This is a genomic window from Chryseobacterium sp. OSA05B (assembly GCF_019970065.1).
Lineage (GTDB): Bacteria > Bacteroidota > Bacteroidia > Flavobacteriales > Weeksellaceae > Chryseobacterium.
This window is the reverse complement of the sequence record NZ_JAHXYH010000001.1, coordinates 465,536-489,917: the sequence shown is the minus strand read 5'-3', so window position 1 is coordinate 489,917 and position 24,382 is coordinate 465,536. Positions and strand designations below refer to the sequence as shown.

At 32.1% G+C, this 24,382-nt stretch carries 27 protein-coding genes; 14 read left to right on the top strand and 13 right to left on the bottom strand.

The genetic code is table 11. The features are described from left to right. Positions 1-45: 45 nt before the first annotated feature. From LC419_RS02120 to LC419_RS02100, 5 genes are all read left to right on the top strand, one after another. Entirely contained in the window at positions 46-597 is a 552-nt protein-coding gene (locus tag LC419_RS02120) for a helix-turn-helix domain-containing protein (protein WP_223605797.1), read from the top strand. Continuing rightward, the gene (locus LC419_RS02115; protein WP_223605796.1) at positions 590-1,816 is read left to right on the top strand and encodes a site-specific integrase; all 1,227 of its coding nucleotides are present in this window, start codon (positions 590-592) and stop codon (positions 1,814-1,816) included. Before LC419_RS02120 ends, LC419_RS02115 begins: the two co-directional genes overlap by 8 nt. Further along, positions 1,813-2,886 carry a hypothetical protein gene (locus LC419_RS02110; RefSeq protein WP_223605795.1) on the top strand — a complete coding sequence of 358 codons (1,074 nt, stop codon included), beginning with the start codon at positions 1,813-1,815 and terminating at the stop codon, positions 2,884-2,886. The genes LC419_RS02115 and LC419_RS02110 overlap by 4 nt, the downstream gene beginning before the upstream one ends. A 255-nt stretch (positions 2,887-3,141) precedes the next feature. Beyond that, positions 3,142-3,450, top strand: a complete 309-nt coding sequence (locus tag LC419_RS02105; protein WP_223605794.1) for a helix-turn-helix domain-containing protein — start codon at positions 3,142-3,144, stop codon at positions 3,448-3,450. Between the two features lie 16 nt (positions 3,451-3,466). Beyond that, complete coding sequence (locus LC419_RS02100) at positions 3,467-4,363, top strand: hypothetical protein (protein ID WP_223605793.1); 897 nt, start codon at positions 3,467-3,469, stop codon at positions 4,361-4,363. A 74-nt stretch (positions 4,364-4,437) separates the two neighbouring features. On the opposite strand, the gene LC419_RS02095 is transcribed toward LC419_RS02100, so the two are convergent. The 7 genes from LC419_RS02095 to LC419_RS02065 form a co-directional block, all read right to left on the bottom strand. Next, the gene (locus tag LC419_RS02095; protein ID WP_223605792.1) at positions 4,438-6,129 is read right to left on the bottom strand and encodes a UvrD-helicase domain-containing protein; all 1,692 of its coding nucleotides are present in this window, start codon (positions 6,127-6,129) and stop codon (positions 4,438-4,440) included. Beyond that, positions 6,120-8,201: an ATP-dependent endonuclease gene (locus LC419_RS02090; protein ID WP_223605791.1), complete on the bottom strand. Its 2,082-nt coding sequence runs from the start codon at positions 8,199-8,201 to the stop codon at positions 6,120-6,122. Before LC419_RS02090 ends, LC419_RS02095 begins: the two co-directional genes overlap by 10 nt. Before the next feature lie 331 nt (positions 8,202-8,532). Beyond that, positions 8,533-8,853, bottom strand: a complete 321-nt coding sequence (locus tag LC419_RS02085; protein ID WP_223605790.1) for a hypothetical protein — start codon at positions 8,851-8,853, stop codon at positions 8,533-8,535. Positions 8,854-8,857: 4 nt separating this feature from the next. After that, positions 8,858-9,388, bottom strand: a complete 531-nt coding sequence (locus tag LC419_RS02080) for a hypothetical protein (protein WP_223605789.1) — start codon at positions 9,386-9,388, stop codon at positions 8,858-8,860. Position 9,389: 1 nt separating this feature from the next. Beyond that, positions 9,390-9,785 (bottom strand): hypothetical protein, encoded by a 396-nt coding sequence (locus LC419_RS02075; RefSeq protein WP_223605788.1) that lies wholly within the window; start codon positions 9,783-9,785, stop codon positions 9,390-9,392. Positions 9,786-10,032: 247 nt separating this feature from the next. Next, the gene (locus LC419_RS02070) at positions 10,033-11,082 is read right to left on the bottom strand and encodes a hypothetical protein (protein ID WP_223605787.1); all 1,050 of its coding nucleotides are present in this window, start codon (positions 11,080-11,082) and stop codon (positions 10,033-10,035) included. A gap of 3 nt (positions 11,083-11,085) precedes the next feature. Continuing rightward, positions 11,086-12,336 (bottom strand): hypothetical protein, encoded by a 1,251-nt coding sequence (locus tag LC419_RS02065; RefSeq protein WP_223605786.1) that lies wholly within the window; start codon positions 12,334-12,336, stop codon positions 11,086-11,088. Between the two features lie 381 nt (positions 12,337-12,717). Between LC419_RS02065 and LC419_RS02060 the strand changes: the two genes are divergently transcribed. After that, positions 12,718-13,260 carry an antirestriction protein ArdA gene (locus tag LC419_RS02060; protein WP_223605785.1) on the top strand — a complete coding sequence of 181 codons (543 nt, stop codon included), beginning with the start codon at positions 12,718-12,720 and terminating at the stop codon, positions 13,258-13,260. Between the two features lie 60 nt (positions 13,261-13,320). Further along, positions 13,321-13,911, top strand: a complete 591-nt coding sequence (locus tag LC419_RS02055) for a recombinase family protein (protein ID WP_223605784.1) — start codon at positions 13,321-13,323, stop codon at positions 13,909-13,911. 1 nt (position 13,912) lies between these two features. Here the strand turns inward: LC419_RS02055 and LC419_RS02050 are convergent, their stop codons facing one another. The 4 genes from LC419_RS02050 to LC419_RS02035 all read right to left on the bottom strand — a co-directional run bounded on the left by LC419_RS02050 (position 13,913) and on the right by LC419_RS02035 (position 16,476). Beyond that, on the bottom strand, positions 13,913-14,665 hold the full coding sequence (locus tag LC419_RS02050) for a Shedu anti-phage system protein SduA domain-containing protein (protein WP_223605783.1): 753 nt from the start codon (positions 14,663-14,665) through the stop codon (positions 13,913-13,915). 6 nt (positions 14,666-14,671) lie between these two features. Further along, positions 14,672-14,959 carry a hypothetical protein gene (locus tag LC419_RS02045; protein ID WP_223605782.1) on the bottom strand — a complete coding sequence of 96 codons (288 nt, stop codon included), beginning with the start codon at positions 14,957-14,959 and terminating at the stop codon, positions 14,672-14,674. Between the two features lie 256 nt (positions 14,960-15,215). Beyond that, entirely contained in the window at positions 15,216-15,992 is a 777-nt protein-coding gene (locus tag LC419_RS02040) for a Cthe_2314 family HEPN domain-containing protein (RefSeq protein ID WP_223605781.1), read from the bottom strand. 322 nt (positions 15,993-16,314) lie between these two features. After that, on the bottom strand, positions 16,315-16,476 hold the full coding sequence (locus LC419_RS02035; RefSeq protein WP_223605780.1) for a hypothetical protein: 162 nt from the start codon (positions 16,474-16,476) through the stop codon (positions 16,315-16,317). A gap of 160 nt (positions 16,477-16,636) precedes the next feature. Between LC419_RS02035 and LC419_RS02030 the strand changes: the two genes are divergently transcribed. Next, positions 16,637-17,407 carry a hypothetical protein gene (locus LC419_RS02030; protein WP_223605779.1) on the top strand — a complete coding sequence of 257 codons (771 nt, stop codon included), beginning with the start codon at positions 16,637-16,639 and terminating at the stop codon, positions 17,405-17,407. 319 nt (positions 17,408-17,726) lie between these two features. On the opposite strand, the gene LC419_RS02025 is transcribed toward LC419_RS02030, so the two are convergent. After that, the gene (locus LC419_RS02025) at positions 17,727-18,197 is read right to left on the bottom strand and encodes a cupin domain-containing protein (RefSeq protein ID WP_223605778.1); all 471 of its coding nucleotides are present in this window, start codon (positions 18,195-18,197) and stop codon (positions 17,727-17,729) included. A gap of 91 nt (positions 18,198-18,288) precedes the next feature. Continuing rightward, positions 18,289-18,987: a DUF1826 domain-containing protein gene (locus tag LC419_RS02020; RefSeq protein WP_223605777.1), complete on the bottom strand. Its 699-nt coding sequence runs from the start codon at positions 18,985-18,987 to the stop codon at positions 18,289-18,291. Between the two features lie 368 nt (positions 18,988-19,355). Between LC419_RS02020 and LC419_RS02015 the strand changes: the two genes are divergently transcribed. The 6 genes from LC419_RS02015 to LC419_RS01990 all read left to right on the top strand — a co-directional run bounded on the left by LC419_RS02015 (position 19,356) and on the right by LC419_RS01990 (position 23,934). Continuing rightward, the gene (locus LC419_RS02015; protein WP_223605776.1) at positions 19,356-20,195 is read left to right on the top strand and encodes a helix-turn-helix domain-containing protein; all 840 of its coding nucleotides are present in this window, start codon (positions 19,356-19,358) and stop codon (positions 20,193-20,195) included. Between the two features lie 77 nt (positions 20,196-20,272). Then, positions 20,273-21,142, top strand: a complete 870-nt coding sequence (locus tag LC419_RS02010; RefSeq protein WP_223605775.1) for a T9SS type A sorting domain-containing protein — start codon at positions 20,273-20,275, stop codon at positions 21,140-21,142. Between the two features lie 174 nt (positions 21,143-21,316). Further along, positions 21,317-21,850 carry an SRPBCC family protein gene (locus tag LC419_RS02005; RefSeq protein WP_223605774.1) on the top strand — a complete coding sequence of 178 codons (534 nt, stop codon included), beginning with the start codon at positions 21,317-21,319 and terminating at the stop codon, positions 21,848-21,850. A gap of 158 nt (positions 21,851-22,008) precedes the next feature. Further along, the gene (locus LC419_RS02000) at positions 22,009-22,572 is read left to right on the top strand and encodes a Crp/Fnr family transcriptional regulator (RefSeq protein WP_223605773.1); all 564 of its coding nucleotides are present in this window, start codon (positions 22,009-22,011) and stop codon (positions 22,570-22,572) included. 91 nt (positions 22,573-22,663) lie between these two features. Continuing rightward, positions 22,664-22,969: a putative quinol monooxygenase gene (locus LC419_RS01995; RefSeq protein ID WP_223605772.1), complete on the top strand. Its 306-nt coding sequence runs from the start codon at positions 22,664-22,666 to the stop codon at positions 22,967-22,969. 179 nt (positions 22,970-23,148) lie between these two features. Continuing rightward, positions 23,149-23,934: a type 1 glutamine amidotransferase domain-containing protein gene (locus LC419_RS01990; RefSeq protein ID WP_223605771.1), complete on the top strand. Its 786-nt coding sequence runs from the start codon at positions 23,149-23,151 to the stop codon at positions 23,932-23,934. Positions 23,935-24,382: the final 448 nt, after the last annotated feature.

The window sequence follows — 24,382 nt, the reverse complement described above, 5'->3', positions numbered from 1 at the left end:
CATGGGGAAACAATGTGAAACATTCTTGGGGAGAATTTAGGCGTTATGGAAGTCAATAAAATTTGCCAATTCTGCGGAAATAGGTTTGTAGCTAAAAAGACTACAACAAAATGCTGTTCCGATGACTGTGCTAAGAAATTCTACAAAAAGAAAAAGCGTGATGAAAAGATTCAGGCGAGTGATAAGGATTTGGAAGTACAAATTAAAGGTTATGATATTGAAGAAATTCAAAAGAAAGATTACTTATCCATCAAAGAAGTTATGCTTTTACTCAATATTAGTAGAACGTCAATTTATCGAATGTTAAAAGATGGCAGATTAAGCAAATTAGAAGGCTTTAAATCGGTTAGAATTAGAAAGGTTGACTTGGATATACTATTTACGCAAAAAGCCGAAAATAACGAAGAAAAACAATATAATTTACCATATTTCTGTGATGACAATTATTATACGATTAATGAAGTCTTAAACGCATTTAAAGTGAGTTCAGGTTCATTTTATCATTTATGCAAAAAACATAATATTCCGAAAATTCCAAAAGGTAAAAATGTTTATGTTCCCAAAAACTTAGTAAATACAATCTTCAATAATGAGTAAAAAAGTAACAGTGCTAAAAAAACTTGTAAAAGGAAATAAGAGCAATCTTTCACTAAATTTTTATCCTCCTGTTTTCAATCGAAAAACTGGAAAAAAGACTCGCTATGAAAAAACGAGTTATTTTATTTATAATGAATTTCAAAGTGAGACTTTGTATTATACAGATGCAAGTGGGAAGAAACAGTCAAAAATTGAAATAGTTACTGATAAAAATGGTAATCCTAAGAAACTAACCTTGACACCCGCTCAAAAACAGCATAACAGGGAAACTAATGAAATGATTGAGTTGTACAGAGCTAAAAGGTTTAAAGAAGTCATCAATCCAGATATTTATAGCGAAACAGAATTGAAGGCTTTAGAGTTGGCGGAAAACAAAAGTAAAATCTTTACGGAATATTTTAAGAAAAAAGCACAGAATGCAACCAGTTCTGAAGGAGCATGGAGTAGTTGTTACGGACACTTTGTTAAATGTTATGGAAATGTTCTTTTTCAAGATATTAACAAAGCTCTCATTGAAGATTTTAAATCTAAATTACTTAATGCTTATCAGTTAAGAAGTACGACGCGTAAAATTAGTAGAAATTCAGCGGCAAGCTACTTCATCAGATTTATGCAGGTTCTAGAAATGGCTTATGAAGAAAACTTTCTTTCTAAAAGCTTTAAGGGACGAATAGAATGGATTGAAGAAGAAGAACCCATGAAAAACTTTTTAACATTAAATGAATGCAGAAAACTATTTACTACTGATTTTTCTGATGAAGTCTTAAAGAAATATTGCATTTTCGCCTTTTTAACAGGCTTGAGACATAGTGATATTAATAATTTACAGTGGTGTGATGTGGTTGAAAGAGAGGGGATCAATTACATATATTTCAGGATGAAGAAAACGTCAGCATTTCAGTATCATCCCATCTCAGAAGAAGCTATAAAGCTAATGGGAGCTAGAAAATTTAGAACAGATTTTGTTTTCGATAGAATTGCATATCACTCACTTAATGATAATTTAAGGAAATGGTTATCAAAAGCTGAAATTGAAAAGAAAGTTACTTTTCACAATTTTAGAACGTCTTATGCAGTTGCGCAATTGGAAGCAGGAGCAGATATCTATCTAATTTCTAAAATGTTAGGTCACAAGAATGTAAGTACTACAGAGATTTACGCAAAAATTGTTGACAGTCGTAAAGCAAGTACAGTTAATAATATAGTTTTAGGAATATGATAGATTTTTTACCTGTTTTAGATAATGATTTTGATTTCTCTCCGCTATTTCAACATTTTGAAGAAGGGAACAAAAATGAAGTGGAATTTGGTGTATATCCATTTTCAAAGTTTCGTTATTTCTTTTGGGATAAAGAAAGTTTACGTCCAAGAGGTTTAAATATTGATGAGACAAAAATAGAGGACTTTGATATGTTTAAAAATATCTTCATTAGAGGTGATTACTTTTATCTTATAGCATATCATTACTTTATCAATGTTAAAGAATATGAATTTGAGTATAAAGTTGAGGGTAAGATGAGAATTGAAGGTGAAGACGGAGAACTTAAAATGGTTTCTTTTTTTGAACCTTTATATAATGCTTTATTAAAAGAAAAGATAAAATCACAAACTTTGCTTCGGCACGAGTATATCCTGTCAAAGAATAAGTTTAATTATATTAACAAACTTACTGAACTTTTGTTGAGTGATTACAATGATTTAGACGATGCAATTCGCAGGGAAAAAAATGTATTTTCCAAATATGGAATTACTGTTAAAGAAATCTATTTAGATATTTTTCGTGATTTCTATTCTAATTTTGTTGATTATTTATCTAAAGATAATTTTAATGCTTTAAAAAAACTTGTTTACCCATCTAAAAAAGAAATTCAATCTTTTCAAATAGAAAATAGACCTAATTTTAAAAAGGGATTAACTGATGAAGCGAGAAAAGTTGTGATAAATTCAATTAAAAATAGCTTGATAGGTAATGGGTTTATTTCAAATATAACAACTTATGAACAAGTAGATGATTTGTTCAATAATCGAAGAAGAGAACGAGATAAAATTATTTGGCTTAAGACACCTTCACTACTAAGAAGTTTTTATAAAGTTTTGAATGATAAAAATATTATTAGCTCAACAAATAATACACATTGGAAGATTTTATCCGATTTTTTCATTTATAAAGATAATGCTGAAGTAAATTCTGATAAGCTAAAAGATTTAAAATATTCAACCAACCAATTGGATGTTTTGAACATTGAAAACTCCTTCAGGATTTTTGATGAAATAGTAAGCATAAAATAACAAACTCCTACTTTGTATTTTTTACAAAAAAATTATATTTTATTAATAAAATTAGGTATTACAAATGAATTGATATTTTATTGATGATTATAAATTGCTGATTTTTAACTTTTTAAAACTCCTATGGTAACGTAGGAGTTTTTTCATTTTTGGCACTATTGCTAAATTGTTGATGGGTGTTGTGTTATGGAAGTAAAACATAACACGACGAAATCCAGTCATAACGGAAATTTCGATTCAATAATCGAAAAATTGGTGCAGACAGAAGTAAAAAAATACTTAACTGCTTATACAACAGAATTAGAAAAATTAAGTGAAATAGCTCTTTCAAAAGCCGTTTTGACAGTAAAAGATGTTGCGGAACTTCTCGATATGAACGAGCGAGTAATAGTTCAAAAGATTAATTCAGGACTAATTCCTGCTTACAAATGTAAGATTACCAATAAGTTTCTTGTTTTGAAGCGTGAACTAATCAACGAAATTGCTTCGGGAACCCAATACAAATCAATTTCAATGATTAGTGCTGAAGTAAATCAGGGATTTGATAATAGAAAATATGTTTAATCTTAATTCTACAGACATGATAGATTACATCAAAGCATATTTTCCCAATAACAATGAAATTCTTGAAATTATGAAAGAAAATTACAATCTTGAAAAAATCAGTTATTCTCGATTTGATAAGGCTAAAAATGAAGTTGTTTTGTATGAGACATACAAAAAGGAATTTGAAAATATGGAGCTAAAAATTACCAATCAAGGAGCATATATCCACAATTCTTTACATCATTTTTATAATAAGTTTGTGCATAACATTGATGGGAATTATAATGATTTTAGTCGCTCGGCGATTGTAAATTCCATTGATTTTTTGGAGGAGCAAATTAAATTTTCTCCTGAAAATCTACACCTTTCACAAAGTTTAGAATTTGGTTTGAATTTAAGATTACCTTTTGATTTAGACCACTTTATTCTTAATGAATGTGTGCTTTACGATTTTTGCCCTGCTTCAAAATTACCTCCACCCAATGATGAGCAAGTGTATAAAGAATTTGAAAAAGGTAATTACAGATTGAAAATTTACCACAAAGGTAGACAACAATGTAATGGAGAGAATATTTTGAGAGTTGAAGTTAAGTTTTTAGATAAAAGAGAATTCAATAAAAATGGAATCTTTGTACTAAGTGACTTGGAAGATAGAGATAATCTTATTTTCTTGTATGATAAGCTATACAATCTTGTGAAATTTAAGCTAATGTGCGTAGATGATATTGAAAACAGACAATTCACAAGCTACAAGAAAAACAAGCTATACAAATATTGTGCGCATAAGTTTTGGTCGGAATTGGATGACGATAAATTCAAAATTGAATCAAAAAAAGCCTATCCATATTTTGATAAAAATAATTTATTGGAACACAAAAATACATTGTTAGACCTTATGAATACTAAATTTGAAGAGTTATTGGATAGTTAATTTACGGACACTGTATAAGCAACCGTAACTGTTGTTTAAAACAAAAAAGTAGGAAATCATTTTCCTACTTTTATTTAAAGCCTAACAATGTTAAGATTGAAATTTGTTGATAATTGTGATTCTAAACTACTATTTAGAGTTGGTACACTAATAAATAGCTTGTCCCTCGCTCTACTTACAGCAACATATCTTATTCTATGTTTTTCGTCATGTTGTAAGTTTGATTCAGTTATAAATTTGAGGTCATTTTCGTCAGTTAATATCAATAGAACATTATCAAATTCGTCACCTTTTGCTTTGTGAATAGTTTTATGAAAACTTTTATCTTCTGGAATTTTAACACACAAATAGTACTGCTCAAAAGTATGATTTTCGTAATGAGTTTTTACTGCTCCTCTGGAAACTTTTACTAATGTAGTGTCAATATTATCCTTTATAAAGTTAGAAAATTCAAGTAAAGAATAGGTTTTATATGTTTCATAGTTCTCCATTAAAATTGAAATGTATTTTAATGCTTTTTTCCTTCCTTTTATTTTATCACTTTTAAAATTAAAATATTTTTCAAATGTGTTTAGGGCATCTTTAAATTTTGATTCTTTAGTATATGCAATAGCTTTTACACAAGTATAAATTAAATTAACTCTGTCTTTATTAGAATCATTATATCTAAGCTCTTCGAGCAAGTTATCGTTTATTCCTGTTCCATTTAATTCTGCCTTTAATGCATTTGAAGTTATATTCTTGTATGATAGAGTATATATGTCACCATCACAATCACGTTTACTTTCTTGAAGTGCGGAAACCATATCACCAACAAGTAAGGTAGGTGAATCTACAGTAATATTTCTATAATATTGTTGAGTGATATCGGTTCTTATTGAGTTTAAGAAGTCTATTATTTCGTTCGAACTCCTTCTATTATGTAGTAAAAAGAAGTTTTGTTGTGAAGGTAAATTAAAAGAATTGAATTGCTCGGAATCTGCTCCTTGAAATTCATAAATGGATTGGGCAACATCTCCAATAATTCCTATTGTAGATAAATTTGCCAACTCTTTTAATATTTCAACTTGAATCGGATTGCTATCCTGAAATTCATCAACCAAAATATAGGGAAATTTTGCAGAAATGACTGATGATACAAAAGGGAATTTTTTAATGATTTGATAACTTAGAAATAAAACATCGTCATGATGAATAACTCCTTTTTCCCACGCCATCTTTTTGTATTCCATATATGAATCATTTCTAATAGGATATCCACCTATCGTAAAAGGGTAATCGGTTTTTGCAACTAATTCGCCCTCATCATTGAATTTCCATTTCAAATTATTAAATGCTTTAATAATTATTTTATCATCATTCAGTCTTTGTTGCCTTGTACGAACTTTCCAATTATTAAGAAAACTGTAGTTTGATAATATTATATCATCATGACCATCAATCGAAGAGACATTTAAATCATAATCACTCGCAATAAATGAAGCATATGGTTTGAGAATATGATTATAAAGAAAACTATGAATAGTTGAAATTTCAACTTGCACAGACGCATTACCTAATCTTTTTAATATTGTTTCCGTAGCAATATTTGTGTAAGTAATACAAAGAATTTTTCTTGTTTTAGCTAATTTGTCAGAATTAGAAAGAATATTTTTTATGTGATTGACAATCCAATATGTTTTTCCTGCTCCTGGACCCGCTGAAACTTTAAAATGAGTATCAACATTGGTCAATGATGTATCTGAATCTATTTCTATTACGGACATAACTTATTAATTGCTTTTTGTATATATTCAGGTATTATAAAATCTTGATATTCTGAAGTTCCTCTTTTTTCAAGATTATTTTTCAATTTTAGTGCAAGGTCTAAAGCGTTTTCGCCTTTTCCGACTGAATTTAAATAACGAGAAGCAATTATTGACCTTTTCTTCTCATCGTCAGATAAAGTAGTTACATTATTAATACTTTCAATAATTCTGTCATTTTCTTTACTCTTTCTCAATTCCTCAATGAATTGTGCAATTGTTGAAGTACCATCATTATACAACCTCATCAATTCCTCTAATTCTTCTCGATTATCAATGAAATCTGTTAAGATTAGTTTTGAATTAGGATTATGATATGCAATCTCATATTCTAAAGTCTTACCCTGAGCATCGTTTTGTGAATAGAAGGTTATGTTGGGATGGTTTCCCTCATTGTATGAACTATCAATACTATTTCTCTGATATTCGTAGGTAGTAGAGTCAATATCATATTCAAAAGGGTAACATTTATTAAATCGAGCTCCCGTTATAGTTTTATTTTTTCTTTGGGGGTCTTTATCCGTTAAGCAAACAACTTGTTTTGAAATTGCAAATTCTTTACTAGTATCAAAGAGATATAAAAAGTGGTCAAAATATCTTCCATTTATATTAATGATAGCTACATGATTATCTTCTAATGATTTATCAAGATATTGTGCAAGAATTGACATTAAAATTTGTTCTGCAAGTCCCTCAACAAATAAGACTTTTTGTGCAAAAAGCATATCTGATTTTGTTGCATCAAGAAATCTTTCAACATATTTTTTGCTATTCTCTTGTATTACTCCTGCTGCATCAACAAAAGTTTTAGAAGGATAACCAACGTTTGTTTGACTACCATCATTATGTAAGCAAATAATTTCATCTAAGTTTACAGCAGATGTAATATGTGTTGAATGGCTTGTCACAAATATTTGCCTTACTTTTCTTTTTCTTTTATTTTCATTTAAAAATTTTAGAAACTTATATTGCATTGCAGGATGCAAATGTGCTTCTGGTTCTTCTATTACTAATGTTGAAAAGACCTTTGCATTATTATCTAAATAGTTGGCATCAGCATTGACTTGCATTTTTGCGAGTAGCAATGACATATAAATTAGATTATTATACCCTAAGCCATTATGTGTTGCAGGTATTTTTATTCCGCTTTCATATTCAACAATTAACTTTAAAACATTGTACATTTCTAATTCCGAAATTATTCCCTCAAAATCTGGTTTAGCATTGTTGAATGACGCTCCTGTATCATTGGCATAAGAAAGTATTTCTGTTTTACCAGATGCTATTCTAACATTTAAGTCATCTACTAAAACTTGTGCTTTATGAGAAAAATCAACTTTTCTAACCTTTATTTCTCCGTGTTTTTGTGCTGAATCTTTTGTCGAATCAATTTTAATATCATAATCCATAAAGAAATCAAAAACTTCCCTTAAAAGAGTATTTCTGCCTGTCAACATATCTCTTTCAACATCTCTTATAGCATCTAAAAATTGAAAATCAAATTTGTTCAATGATTCTGAATCTGCACTATTTTGATTAAGAACATCTCCTCCCCATATTTTATGAGTATAAAACCTCAAAAAATCATGCTTAATAGTTTTCCAACATTTGAAAATTGCGTCTGAAGTGTCATCAGGAATTTCGGCTAATCTTTCTTTATAGCTTGTTATTTGTTTTTCGGGTAAAAAGAACTCATAAGTTAATTTAGCTTCGTAATTAACATCTAATTTTGTAAGCCAATTTGCTACAGTAACCAAATCATCTTCACTTTCAAAGCTACCTTTCTTGATTGTTACCTCAATACTTATTTTAGGGGGATTAGCTTTAAGCTCTGGTAAAGTAATATTTTGATTAAAATCGTCAATATCTAATTTTTTTGACCTTTGATTGTCCAGTACTAAAGAAAGAGCTTTAATAAGATTAGACTTTCCTGAATTATTATGCCCAATAATAACGTTGATGCCATCATTGAATAATATAGTTTTCTCTTTGAAATTTCTAAAATTTTCAATTTTAATTTGTGATATAAACATTTTTAGGAATTAGTTTTTATTTTTTAACAATTTAAGAATTTTTGCAATCTCTGAATTATGGGAAACCATAAATATTACAAATTACTACTACTTTTAAGTGAATACAAGAAAAAAACCTGTTATAAACAGGTTTTAAAGCATTAGCATTTTTCTTTTTTGAAGTACTTTTTCAGTGTATTGATTGTGAGTTTCAACCCTTTCATTAGGTAATAAGCACTTCCGATATACAAAATGAGATATACAAACAGTATCAAAATAAGTGATATATCATCCCAAATGCTGTACTGTTTGTATTCAAATGGTGGTATACAACTGCTTTGAAACTGCAATATCATTTTGCGTTATTAAAAGGGTTTTTCCCTTCACGCATAAAAACTGTACCCATTTTTTGATATTGGATTGACTGTCCTTTTACACAAGCTGTATAAATCCCACTTCCAAAGCCATTTTGCGCTCGAATAATAATTACCTCTTTTTCATCAACTCCGTTGTCAATGGCAACAAATTTTTTTAATCTGTTATTTTTGATTGGTTCTTTAAAATCTTTTGGTAAATCACACTCTTTAGCGTTTGGTGATTCTTTTGGTTTTTCTTCCTGTGCGAAATAAAATGTTGGTAATGCTAATAGTAAAGTAAAAATTAATTTTTTCATGTATTTAAAATTTTAAGATTATTCCAATTCGATTTTCATCAAATATTTTAAGAATGTTTGCTCGTTCGGATATGTGAACGAAACAAGGCTTTTGAGAATTGTATTGAGAAAAATTCCCACCGTCAACTTTGATAACTGTATTTAGGATTCCGTCGCCCTGCTTTTGAGATTTGACAATAACGTAAGTTCCCGAATATTCGGAGTAGGGGTAAATTGTAATTTCAAATCTGTCTTTGTAAACCTCTGCTGTTGCAATTTGAATCGGCTTGAAAGTTATTTCGTGGGTAAATTTGATTTTACTATAATTGAAGACAAATTTTTGTGTCAATGGATTTCCCCTTTGATTTCTGACTTGTTCGTTAAGATTTCGGGTTTCTTCTTCGGCTCTTCTTTCTTTTTTGCTTAAAAAATATCCAAATGCAATAAACGCAAGTAAGCCAATAATTCCCCAATTGATTTCAAGTTCGCCCCGACCATTGCTTGAACAAGATATTATAAATATTGTCAAAAAAGAGAATGTAAATAATCGGCTCATATTAATAGCTGTTTCCTCGTAAGCGTTCAATTGTGCCTGAAAATTCTGAACTACTGATATTACCGTAGCTTTGAAAAGCTTCAAATAAGATGTTGTAGTCTTCTAATCTTCTATCTTGAATTGCACCGAGTAATTCATGACCCATTACAATGAAGTAATCTCGTTGATTCGTGGTTAGGCTTCTTAAATCAATTCTTGTCAAATGTTGTTCATAATTTGAAATAGCAATATCAGTCAACTCAAATATTGAAAGGTATTTGATAAGGATTTTTTGTTGATTAATTTTTTTTGTAAAGTCTGTTGCATTGTCAGAAATTGATTTTACAACTGTGAGCATTGCGAGTTTTTGCCTCTTATTAAGGCTTCGTACTGTGTCTGTGGAAAATAAAATACCCATTTTTATTAAATTTTATGCTTGATTTAGGCAAAAAAATAAGCGTGAGCTAATTCACGCTTTGTTAAAAAGGTATTTGGCGTAACCTAACAAACCAAAGCAGAACAGCCCACGCCATAGGGGTGGGTGTCCAACTTTATCTGCTCGGTTTGTTACTTTTAAAATCGCCAAATTTTATTTAACAAAGCAAATAAGTCTAACACTTATTTATTTTCGTTTATGTCTTTGCGCAAAACTACAAATTTTGTGCCTATTCTCTATTATCCCCTAAAGGTAGCTTTCCTTGTATCTCATAAGGTGCAGTAAAAAAAACTGTTCTGTCAATACTGAAATAATCTAAAAAGACAGATATAATTGCTTTACAAACAGAATCTAACATGTTTGGACTTGTAAATTCTAATTTAAAAGCAAATTGTTCAAAAATTTTCGCCCAGTTAAAAACTCCTCTAAGGATTTCATTTTTTGAGAAAAACTCACTGAGAATTAAATATTGAGAAGAATTAAAACTATCATTGTAATAGTTACGACTTTTTCCAGATAAAGCTACTGCAATATTGATTATTTCATCAACTCCATCTTTACCTAGATTACCGTAGTTTAAACCATCTCTTAAATGTTCATTTTTTTTATTAGTTTCTAAAAATGTGATGTCTTTCAAAATAAAATCCATCATAATTAGTAAGTGAGAGATTATGGCATAAGCAAACCTTGTAGCATCTTCTCTTTTTTGTACATCTGTAATAATTGTTTCAAAAAGGTACTGTAGTGTAAAAAGGTTTGAGTTGAAACCAGAGTAATCTAATTCGTTTAGTAACTTTGACTTAGAATTTTCATATAAAAATCTCCAATCTTTATTAGGGAATTTTTTGTAGCTTTTATATTTTGCCAATTTCAATAAAAATTCATCCTCCGTTAACCTATCTGTAAGGGTGTTATTTTTTAATTTTGAAATAAAATTACCATCAAGAACAATTGTATCATGTATTAAACCAAATTTTTGAATTATAGGTCTACTATCTGTTGTCGCGACAATACATTTATCAAATCTTAACAATTTTTTTAAACCATTAGCCCACAAGATTCTCTCAAAGGCTTGAGGTTGTTTTTTATTTTTAATATCAACATTAATTCTTTCTCTACTTAAAGTTGAAGATCTATCATAAAGGAATAAGTCTACGTCAGTTATGTCATTATCTTCATATCTGAATTTCACCCCTCTAACAACATAGTATCCTAAATTAAGAAAATAATTTCTTAATAACTCTTCTAGCAATTCACCTTTTGAAATCTTATTTTCCATATTTTATTTTCTAAAAGTTCTTAAAATATCTGCGACATTTCTTTTCTCTATTTCTGTCTGTTTTTTTCTATGAAAGGTTCTTTTTGTTTCGGGACCTACATAATTTGTTACGTTACCTGAATACATCTCCGTTTTCAACAACGTATCTTCCGAAGCATCTCCGAATTCTAATACTTGTAATGCTAGCTCGCCAATATCTTTTTTTAATAATGTCATATAGTACATATTGGTAGAGGGTTTTCTTCTTAACTCTATAACCCTTTTTAATTCTAAAATTTTATAATCTTCCCCAATTGCGGTTGCAGGTCCAACTTCATATCCTCTTACAAGTTTTTGTATTAGCGCTTTCAACATTGTTATTTTCCCTCTTCCTTGGGTACTGTAATTCATTCCATAATAAAGAGAAGAGACAAATGCTTTAGCAAGATCTAGTGCATCTTCTTCGAAGGGATTGCCAAATTTAGAAAATGCAGAAGGCTTTGTTACAAAAGTTAATGTTTCATCAGCATTACTAACATCGTTTAAATCATAAAAACCAATTGACTGCAATTTAGACATTAAATTTTCTCCTAATATATTTTCAACTTTTGGGTAAGACAAACAGCCTGTAGTTGATAGTAATTCATCAACTTCTGCTATATTGTTTATATCTTCAGGTTTAAGACTGTTCAAAACATTTTGTGTCTTCTGTATATGATCTCTTTTAAATAAATTCCCATTAAAATAAAGTTTCTCTTCTTGTAGATCTTCATGATCAACAAACCCAATCTCATCAACTTGATTAAAAAGATTTGTAGTGTCAGTTGAAGATAAGCTATAAGTATCTGAAATATATTCTTTTAGAACCCTATCACTTTGTGGTTGTTCAGATACGTTTTCAGATAAATCAATAAGTGCTCTTTGAAAATTATTAGGGGATGTGTTATCAAATATATCAGATGTATGAGAAAGTACAGATGCTGTTGTAACACCTAAAACTGAAATACTTCCATCTTTTGCAACATCAATATAGTTCCCTTCTTTTAGAACTCTGGTAAAGGTTTCGATTTCAGTTTTCTTGATATTTGACACTTTCGCAATTGCATTTACTTTTTCAAGGTCAATATCACTTTGTGCATCAGATGCAGACAAATTTGAAAGGAATAAACCACTTTTTCCTGCCAATTCTACATCTTCAAAATCAAAAGATCCACTAATATCAATTAGTTTTTTTGTATGGTTAATTAACCAAGCTCCTTTAGTTTTCTTGTTCATTTAATTAAGTTCTTATGGTTGTTTTTTCAAATATACATTTAAATGTGAAAATAAAGAAGGTATCTAAGCAAAAGCACCCCACCATAGGGCAAGTTTCTGGTAGTACCCCCACTTGTTCAAACTCGGACAAAAGTTTTCGGACAGCCTAAAAACCTTAACATTTTTTTGAACATTTTTAGACTGTAACCCAAAGTTAGAACAGGTTTGAGAGAATTTCGTACAGGTTTATAATACTTCTTCTGTTTCATTCAAAAGCACCCTAAAATTCACACATTTGGCATAGTTTTCGAGTGATAAAAACCAACAAAAAGCCCCGTCAATACTAGGAATATTGAACGGGGAGGTGTAAAAAATTCTAACGCTAATTAAAACTTATCTACAATGGCAAAGTTAACAAATTGTCTTGATACTTTCAGTATCTATGTTGGAACGTACAAAAAGTACAATGAAGGGTCAATCTATGGTGAATGGTTAAACCTTTCGGATTATTCAAATTATGACGAGCTTTTACAGGCTATGCAGGATCTTCACCAAGACGAAGACGAACCAGAGATCATGTTTCAGGATTATGAATGTTCGGAGTTCTTTATCAAACAAAAGCTAATCAGCGAATGTCATCTTTCAGTAAACATTTATGAGATAGCTGAAGAGATTAATAATTCAGATTATGATTTTGAGGTTATAGAAGCCTATGCAGAGTGCGTGAGTTATTATCATGAGGACATAAGCGACCTATTAGATAGCCTTTCAGATTCTTATTATGGCGAGTATAGTTCGGATGAAGATTTTGCGCAGACTACTTTAGAACAGGACGGTTCAATTCCTGAAAACCTGCCATCTTACATTTATATTGATTGGGAAGCAACCGCCAGACATTTAATGTATGATTATATGAGTTCTAAAGGGTATTACTTCCGAAACTAAAAACAATAACAATCTTTGCACCTTACTTAAACGCAGGGTGCTTTATAACATTTTACAATTATGAAAGCACGATATATAAGAGTTTCGACGGGAGCGCAGAACACAGCAAGACAGGAGGAACGACAGACAAAAGACGAAAAGGTTTTTATTGATATTGTCAGCGGTTCTACTCCCTTTCAGAATAGAGAACAAGGAAAGGAACTTATAAAAGCTATTGAGGACGGCGGAATTAATTATGTTTCTGTGAGTTCTATTGATAGGTTAGGACGTAATCTCTATGACATATTAACAACTCTGGAATTTTTCAAAGAAAAGGGTATTATTCTCAAAGTAGATAATCTGGGAATAGAAAGCCTAATCAAAGGGAAAGAGAATCAGGCTTTCAAATTGATTATTTCTGTTATGGCTAACATTGCCGAAATGGAGCGAAAAACCATTTTAGAGCGTCAACGTGAGGGAATTGCACTTGCAAAGGCTCGTGGAACTTACAAAGGACGTGAGAAAGGTTCTACGGAGAGCATAGAAGACTTCCTTTTCAAGTATAAAGAAGTTATTAAGAATTTAAAGAAAGGAAATTCTATAAGAGATACAGCGAAAATCTGTAATGTAAGTATAGGAACAGTACAGAAAGTCAAAAATAATATTAAATAGATTAATAAGAACTGTATTCCCTCATTTTTAAGACTTCTTCAAAATGATCACTATAAAAATGGGATGATGCAACCTTTTGACTATTGCAAAATTTTTTCCATTCAGAATCTGTAAAAGCTTTGTAAAATGGATTTGCAAGTTCCTTTTCATAATGTCCAGGTGTTCCATCCCGTAGCCAAGCAATAGGATAAAATTCTCGCCTTTTAATTTTATCTGTCAAATAGTCGAAGGATCTAATTTCAGCTCCAATTTCCTCGGCTATTTGATTTCTTTTTTCGACTTCATAATGGTTTGATAATCTTCTACCTATTATTATCTTGAATTTAAAATGTGTTGGGTTTGATATTCTTGTATTGACAGTGGGCAAATATTTCCCCATCCAATTGCGATTATCCATTAACCATCTTTTCCAATCTCTTATTTGTTGTGTAGCTCTATTAAACTCCGCAGTCATTAATCCCTTATCCGTAAATAATTTGGCTGACGGTTGTTTGATTTCAATAAATTCAAAAATGTTTCCATTACTAAAGCCATCTGATAAAGTTATAAAATCAGTTTCCAGCTCACTGCCAAGTTTTAGTTTAGAAATAACTAAATGGCAATCATCATCGCTTAAAAAAATCCCTGCATTTTCAGTCAAATACGTTTGATAATTATTTTCTAACAAATTTTTAGAGAGGAGATTTTCCCACTCTTGTATTTTTTGGGATTTAAACTCTCTTCCATACCATTCTGAATGATTAATGTTTTCCAAAGTTTACTAATAAGATTTTAAAATTTCAATTAACTCATCATAAAGATCAAGTATAATAGCTTTTGCCTCAGCATTAACTAGGTTTCCTGTACTAATATCATGTGGTTCACGCAAGGCTGCTAAAATCAACTGTATTTCTTTATAGCGTTCTCCATGATTTTTATCTTTAGATTTAACAAGTCCTTCAATAATGACGGAAATCTTATTTAATAAATATCTATTATATTGATTATTACGAGATGCTTCTAAATCTCGAATATTAGATTGTATTTCTTGTGGTTTTAAAATAGGCATAAAGTAATGTATAAGTCCCAAATATAAAAATATTTTTTTTGGAGTTTTAGTTTTGTGTGAAAAGAAATGAGGGTAGACCACTTAAAGAAAATAAAATTATCAATATCGATAAACCAGAAGTAGGTAAAAAGTAACTATTTATAGTATTGTGGTAGTTGGGTTCTCTTTATTATTTATATATCTAAAATGGTACATTTTTTTGTTGATATAAGCAGTCATAATGTTGTGTTACTATCTGTATAATCAGTTCAACATATTATATATTGTTTAACTCATCCAATGAGTTATCAAAAAATTCAATAATTAGATCGATTATCTTGACAGTTTCTTTTTCTATTTCATTAATTTGAATGGATAAATCTCCAGCAGACATTTCATGAAGTATTTTGTCAAATTTTTTACTCGTAGCCTTTTCTAAATCATCCCAAAAAACTACTCCTCTAAGATTATTTATTTCTGCTATCCCTCTATGTAATTTCTTATGTCTAACTTTTTTAACATCAATAGATTGCTCAAGAATTGCAGAAATGTAAGAATGTTTTGGATTACCATTTTTTTTAAGTTCTTCCTTGAAATTATATCCATTGCATTTTTCATCATCAATATTTGTTTTATATAAAATATTTCCTAGTTTTCCAACAATGTCCTGTAAGCTGATTACCCTGATAATATAATTTTCGAAATGGTATTTGTAATATTCCTCGTCAGTATCAAGGAGTGGGTGCACTTTTCTGATTTTTTTAGTGTCAATTTTTAAGAAAACCAATACATTCTCAATATCTTGCAAAACCCTCTGTAAAGAGGTAAAATATTCAAATAATTTTAAAGTTAATTTTTCGCTTTCGGTTAGCTTTGTACTATCTTTATCCAATTGTATAGCACCTTTTTTGATAATTGCTTTTGAGGCCTTATGGACTAAAGTTAGAGAAAATTTACTTTTATATAGATGGTCTGAAAGAGTTTGTGGCATATCTACTGAAACATATATGCTAACAAAGATATGTAATTCCTTTGGGTAATCAATTTTTACCAATTGGCATAAATTATCTTACTATAAAGTAATTTCTTTGATTCTATATTGTTGCTATTTTTCGTAACTTATTGATAATTAATTATAATTATTTTTGTATCGGGAAGTAACCATTACAAAATAAACAATCAAAAAACCTGTATTAATATACTCTAAAGCCTTATTTATAGGGCTTTTTTCTTTTTTACAAATATACGTTTCTTTTGTATTGTTTTCTTCACGAAGCTGGGGCTAACTTCATCAGAAGTAGCCTCACGAACTACATTACCAGAAAGCGTTTCTTACCGGCCTCAAGAAATTCTTTGTTCCATTTGTAAAATGTGGATTACTGAATGCAATGCTTACGGTAGAGCTCTGCTACAGAGGTCTCTGCATGAAGGACGTCCATGACAATGAGGATCTTTTGCTTGGCTGTGAAGATTCTTTTGGTTTTTCTCCTGATCTCTTTAATGTAGGTTTCAGGAGTTGGTTTTTTCCTGGTGTTCATAATATCAAATTTAAAAATTAATCTCTTATGAAACACTCCTTAAGTGAGAGCCTAAATGAGTACACTTTTGCTGACGATTTACAAATCCACATTGAACTAGATTTTAATTATTTGCTTAAAACTTTTGTAAACTATTTTATCTCTAATTATTCCTGATTATTTGAGTGAAAATTTAAGCGTGGTATGTATATTGCAATTTGGTAAAGCATTTGATAAAATATGGAAAAAGATTAAACCAACATTTATAAAAAAAAATACAATGAAATTTAATGTAAAAATTGACAGTGCTTCGACTCTAGACGAGATTGAAAACTACTGGAAAAACGAAGATTATACTAACCTTTTAGGACTATTTGACTTTCCGGATGCTAATACTATAAATGCTGAGAATTTAAAGGAAATGCTTTTTATGGCAATCACCGATTTTGAGCCTAATGAAGCAGCGAAAGTTATATTGACTTATAAATTATCAGAAAATTTAAATGAAGGTCAAATCGATCAGATTTCAAATGATATGTTACTGGATAAGGTCTGCGAAGAATATCCGGAAATAAATTTGCATTTCGACTTATTTAATATCAATCAGCTGTTATTTAAAGCCTACAACGGTACATTCCCAAATGCTAAAGCTACACGGGTAAAATTTTCAATAATATCCGTAGATCAAAATTCGAAGGAACTATCGAAGGAAATCATTTTAAAATCTTTCAGCCGTGGACTTTCTGAAAGTAATATTATCAAAAGGCTATTTTCTGAACAAATGTCTACAGATTTGCGTTTTGAAGAAGCTGAAGATATCGTGTGGAAGTTAGATAAAGAGGAAAATAATAATTTTTCCCTGATCACTTCAGAATACTGGTTGAATAAGGATGAAATAATTGCATCAGAATTCGAGGGAGAATGTTTACTAGCAGAAAGTAAGGATGAATAATTTATAAAAACTGATACAAAAAAACTCCTCAATTTCTTGAGGAGTTTGTGGGCCCTGAGGGATTCTCCATAATCCTAATTTTCTCTTTATTCATGCTGCTTTACGAAGACGAAAATTGTGACTGAATCTTTTTGAAAAAGATGTTTCGGCACTTTAAAACTGTACTACTTTTGTACACCTTGACCCATGTCAACCCTCATTAATAAAGACTTGTTTAGATTCTGTATCGGCAAGTAAATATTTTTTAATTTAATGAACCCAATAAAAGTATATTATAAAAATTAAGGCGAGTTAATATCTCGCCTTTTTTGTATTAGTTTTAAACCTTATTATTAGTCGTAATCACAAACATAATCAAGGGCTCATCCCCTATATTTTCAATAGAATGATACCCTATGGAACTGATGGCTGTAATATCTCCTTTTTGGAGTACTTTTTTGCGTTCAGGTCCCTGGGTTCCGGTTCTTTCACGGTATTCGCCGGTGCCATGTAATACCACATACAGTTCCTGTTCATTTCTTTGATTGTGGGTGTGAAATCCGGATTCGTCACCTTTATTCAACAAAACCATATAAGCAGCCAGACGATTATTCGCAAGTTCATTCTGGTTGAACATCTGGATCATGTAGACCGTACCATTTCCGCCGTACATTTTTTCGCGTTTATCTATGCGTGTAAGGGTTCGCTCTTCCCTTTCAAAGGCCATTACATAAAGATGGATGTATTTTGAAACCTCTTCTATAACGCGATCGAATTCAGCTCCTTCAGATAATATAACGGTATCAGCCATGTGAGTTCAATATTTATTTTTAATGTACATCAATTTATCAAAAATTATGTGCCAATCCAAGCAAAAACGCTTTCGCTGAGGAAGCAGTTATTTAGCAAATCAGCAGCAGTCTATACTCCCCATTATTTTCCACAGGAGCCCTATGAACACAGGGTAAAGCCTGCTGTTCCGGATGATCTACGGCTATTTTCCAGAGATGTCCTTTTTCTAAATTGACAGGTATTGCATTCGGCTTAGGCTGATAATGCAGATCGAAGAAATACTCTTTCAAAAAGTCTTCAAATTCCTCTTCCGGCCCGTCGTGTAGTGCTTTAAGTTTTTCCCTGATCTCCGAAATCAAAACCTTTTGCTCCACCTGATCATTGGGCAGAATATCACTGGCAGTACCATGATAGGTGCATAGAAAAGTATTGGTGCCAACAGGTGAACGGTCTACATGATAAGAATATACATCTGTTGATATAAAACCCAGCTCATCATCCCGTTCATAGCACTTCAGCAAATTGAGAGAAGGCAGTGCTCCGAAATCGGTCAGTAACTGTAAATCACTTAAGATCGTTTCCCTTGCCTGATTTCCTTTTTCTGATAATTGCAACGCTAAAAGATCTTCAGTGGAAACTTCTGTAACATGGTCTTTTAATTGAAGTTTAGACACAATTTCTTCAAAATCCCCGATTAAATTTCTGTGCCAGCAAATAGCGTTCATTGCGTCCTTAAAATTGGTATTTATAAGATCGGAAAAAGAAGAAACCACTTCAATTTGGCTGTTATCAGAAAATGTATTGCTCATAGTGTTGAATAAAATGCCCGGTCGTTTAATTCTTTACAAAAATAAGGAATAGGGCAGGAAATCGTGCTAAGATTCTACTTGTTTTTGTAAATCATAGCTCACAACTGTTTGGTAAACTATGTTTGTGTTTTGTGAATTGATGTGATTCTGGTCACACTAATTTTGTGATTATAATCACACTTGTTTTGTGATTTATTTCCTTTCTTTTCGTACTGAATTATTTTTGTTTTGTAGAATATAATGCGTTGAATAATAACCGGATTTAAATGAACTGCAGCATGACTCTGTAATCCCGGAAAATAGTTTTTGTTACAATCTGGGTAGTGGTCAGGATATTATTATCGCTAATTATTAAATTGTTAAGTACCGTGAAAGTTGTATCCTTAGTCCATCCGAATAAAGTACTGTGTGTGGAATCGCTGGATTATAGCAATCCTTATGATTTCACCGAAGTTCATAAGCATGATTATTTTGAGATTCTTTTCATCCGGAAGGGTGGTGGATCCCAATTAATAGATGATCAAAGCTTTACCTTGAAAGATCACTCTGTTTTTGTAATACATCCCGGCCAGGTTCATTTACTTAAAAGAGAAATAGCCGAAGGAATGATTATCCAGTTTGGGAAAGGGATATTTGCCCATATTTTTCCGATAGAATTCCACCATCTTTTATTTACACAGCCGCAGGTTTTTGTTTCAGAACCGGATTTTCTTCATTTATACTCTTTAATCGAACAGATCAGCAAAATTGTGGCACATCAGGAAGCTTCGGGTTTGTCTGTTTTTAAATCATACAGCTACGTGCAGATCATTTTAATCAGCTTAATCGAAAGACAGTCTGTAAAAGATTTGAAAAGCAGCAGCATCGCCACTCGTTTTTTAGAATTGTTGAGCGTACATATAAAAGATAAGAAAAACGTAGTGGACTATATGAAAATGTTATACATAAGTGGTGATACACTGAATTACCACTGTAAACATGTCTTTGGTAAAACACCGTTAAGTCTGATCAATGAAGAAGTGGTCAAAGAAACCAAAAGACTGATGTTGTTAGGTAAGCATTCGATTGTAGAAATAGCGTATGAGCTAAATTTCAACAGCCCTTCCAATTTTAGTTCCTTCATTAAGAAAAATACAGGAAAAACACCGAAACAGTTGAATTTATATATTAAAAATTTAATATGTTTGATTATTTCGGTAAATTTGTAAGTCTTTCCGGGAAATTTGAAACTGTAATCATAGAACTCACGCTAATTTAGCTTCATGAAATAAATAATACAGTGCATATGAGAAAAATAATCTACTTATTAACGATTGCTTTGTTTCCGAAACTGATTTCAGCTCAGGTTCAAAACTTAGATTTTGAAAATTGGGAGAACCCAATCAGCAGTGTAAATAATCGTCCCACCGGATGGATCTGGTCTAATTCCAGTATCACTGATCCTGCATTTTTTTTTTATTTTCCACCGGCTACGGATTCTTATACGGGTAATTATGCGCTTAAACTTGGGGTATGGTATAACTACACTAAAGATGTGGCTATTAAAACCTCACCCATTAATTTCAGACCTTCTGCCCTGAAAGGCTACTATAAATATGTGGAAAACCTGATTTCAGGCCCTAATGGAATGGTTACCGACATGGCAAAAGCCACTGTACTGCTTACCAAAAATATAAATAACCAAGCTGTTACAGTGGGCTCAGGAACTATCGATTTACAGAGTTCCGGTGTATATCAACAATTTACAGTGGTGGTCAATTATATATCGGCTGATATACCCGATACCATCACCATTACACTGGATCCGTCTCTATTGAGAAGAGATCCGGACAGTGACTTTCAGGCCGACGGAGATGGAACAGCTTCCTTCTTCACAGTTGATAACCTTTCCCTGGTAACCGGGGCACTGGGAGTAAATGATCATAGTAAGTCCATTAATTCTTTAACAATATATCCTAACCCTGCTGTTGATTTCATCCATATTCCAAATTATAAAGGAGGGGTTTCCATTTGTGATCTTACGGGGAAGCTTGTACTGTCAAATAGTCAGGTAGTTAATGAACTCGTAGCTATCGATTTTCTGAAGCCAGGGTTATACATTCTTAAATTGAGTGATGAAGGTACAGGCAAAACCGTAAAATTTGTGAAGAAGTAGTTCACCTTCACGCCTGGTCGTGTTGAGGTGGGTTTATCCCGCCTTTTTATCAGTTTTCTGTACAATTTTAGGTCAAAAATGGAGAACAGCGAAAACTTCATTGTGCATACTCATATTAAAACCGGGAATGCAGAATTGTATGAAATCTGTAAAAATTTAAAATAAATCAAAAAAATGAAAACATTTATTTATTGCATACTTATGATATTAAGTTTGCTGATAACAACGATCGTCTTATTAGAAGTCAGTGCCACAACAGATGTAGCTCTGGGTGGAATTAATAAAGAGGCACCTGTAAAAACCTATCAGGAAATCACAATACATGCCTGTCCGCAAAAGGTGTATCAGGTGATGAGTGATATCGATCATTGGGAGGAGTGGAACCATGATATTGAAAATCCGAAATTAAACGGCCCGTTTAAGGTATGTGGAAGTTTTGACTTGAAAAAGGAAGGATTGAGCGTGCATTCAATATTTCACAAAATCATTCCCAACAGAAAAATAGGATGGTCCGGTAAAACCTGTGGTACATTTGCTGTGCATAACTGGTCATTTATTCAGCATGGTAATTACACAACTGTAAAGGTGGAAGAAAGTGTGGAAGGCTGGAAAGCTTATGTGATGCGTGATAGCTGCCAGAAAGGTTTGGAACAATCTTTACAGGTCTGGCTGAAAAATTTGAAAAAGGAAGCAGAAAGCAGATGTTAAAAAGTTGAATTTTCCACGGTTTAAAAATACAAAAGGTTACCATGAGCAGGCTATTTATTGAGTCTTCGATCAGAAACCAGCCGAGTCAGTAAGATAAAGATTGATTGTAAATCATCTCATTAAAATAGATAAATTTGTATGATAAGAATAAACAAGCCATGAACAAACTAAGACAGCATATAGAAAAAATCACCACCTTAACTGATGAAGAATTTGAATATGTTTCTTCTATGTTCTCAACCAAAAAACTGAGAAAACATCAGTTTCTGATTCAGGAAGATCATGAAGTGATCAATGATTATTGGGTGGTTAAAGGGCTGCTGAAAGCATATCATATTGATGAAGACGGAAAAATGCATATTCTCCAGTTTGCAATGGAAGATTGGTGGATATCAGATTATCAGGCTTACAATAATCAGACCCCGGCTACGATAGCCATTGACTGTATCGAAGACGCTGAGCTGCTTGTGATATCACGGGACAATAAAGAAAAACTGTGCAGCGAGATGCATAATGTCGCTAATTTTTTCCGGAAAAAATCCAATATCGGTTATGTGGCGCTTCAGCAGCGTATTCTGCTCCTGCTTAACAAAAATCCGCAGGAAAGATACAACCGTTTGTTTCAGCTTAATCCCCAGCTCTTGCAGCGGCTTCCCAAAACGCTGCTTGCCTCCTATCTCGGAGTGTCGAGAGAAACCTTAAGCCGTTTGAGTCATCCTTAATTAGCGTGATTCAAGTCACATTCATTTTGTGACCAGCCTCCTTTCTCTCCTTCCGGAATTGGTCCAATTTTGCGTATCAATCAGTATCCATATGACTCATCAGAAAGGAAACGTTATTCTTATTGCCGACTATCAGATACAGGAGGATCATATCGCTCTGGTGTCGGATTTCCTCAAACAGGTATCCGAATTTTCTGTTCAGGAACCGGGATGTCTTCAGTATACGGTCTGCCAGTCCGCCGAAGATCCCGGAAGAATTGTCATTTATGAGACCTACCGGGACGAAGCAGCCCTTGAGCAGCATCGCCAGAGCCAATACTTTCAGGAAATCATTCTGCTGAAGGTGATTCCCCTGCTCGAATCAAGAACAGTCTCTCTGTTTACTTCAACAACATAAATCAATTCAAAAATAAAGAATGGATGTATGGTCATGTCCTGTTCAGAATGGATACTATAAACAATTTTAATGATGAAAAAACTCATTTTGTGCGTTCAGTCACATGCTTTTATGATGGGCTAAATGCTAATTTCGTTATGTTTTTTTAATATCAATATTAACGCTTGCAATAAAAAATTATGAAAAATTACATCACTTATTTTCCGGTTCTGATAGCATTTCTCGCTATCATGGCCTGTGCAGAACATAAAAATAAACCAGTTAAAAAAGAAGAAATGAAACACCAAAAAGTATTATTTGTAACAACCTCATTTGATGAAGTAAAAAGCAACGGTCAAAAAACAGGTCTTTGGATTGAGGAATTTGCAACACCTTATTACGCACTTGCTTTAGATGGAGCAGAAATTACAGTAGCTACCCCGAATGGAGGGAATGCCCCTATTGATCCCAAAAGCACCCAGCCGGAATATTCTACGGAAGCCGTAAAGAAATTTTACAGTGATCCTGCAGCACAGCAGAAACTGGCACGTACTATAGCATTGAAGGATATAAAAGCAGAAGATTATGATGCCGTATTCTATCCGGGAGGACATGGCCCTATGTGGGATCTGCCTGAAAATTCATATTCTATTTCGCTGATCAAGTCTTTTTATGACGCGGGAAAACCAATTGCTCTGGTATGCCACGGACCTGCTGCCTTAAAAAATGTAGTGGATAAGAAAGGAATCCCTTTGGTTAAAGGCAGAAAAATTTCAGGATATACCAATACTGAAGAATCGAGCGGACAGACATTGGATATGGTGCCTTTTTCCCTTGAAGATATGCTAAAAGAAAAAGGGGCTGACTATGTAAAAGGAGAAGACTGGAAACCGTACTCAGTTCAGGACGGACAGTGGATTACCGGCCAGAATCCTGCCTCAGCGGAATTGGTAGCCAAGCAGCTGATCAGTAATTTAAATAAGTAAAATCCTGATCACATAATCATTTAAGAAATTAGAACAATTGGTATTCCACATCACATTCAGGAGAAGCCCTATGAAAATGATGTAAGACCAATTGTAATGGCCGATTTACAATGTCCGGCTTCTAAATTAATATCTTCTGCATTGATCATGCAGATCAAAGAAATAGTCTTTCAGATAGGTTTAAAACTCCTCTTCCGGACCATCGTGCAATTCTTTAAGCTTTCCCATATTCACGGATTCTATTTTTTTGTTTCCTGATTATTAAGAAAGCACTGAACGGTGGTTTAAAAATATAGGAGATGAATGATAATAACCTGAATTCTGGAAGACATTTCTGTTTTCTACAGGGAACAAAGTGATAAAGAGCTTAATGTATAGCTGCAGCCCGGTTTTAGTACCTTTTTGAAACTTCATCAATACGTGTACACGAAGTGCCGGAAATGATTAT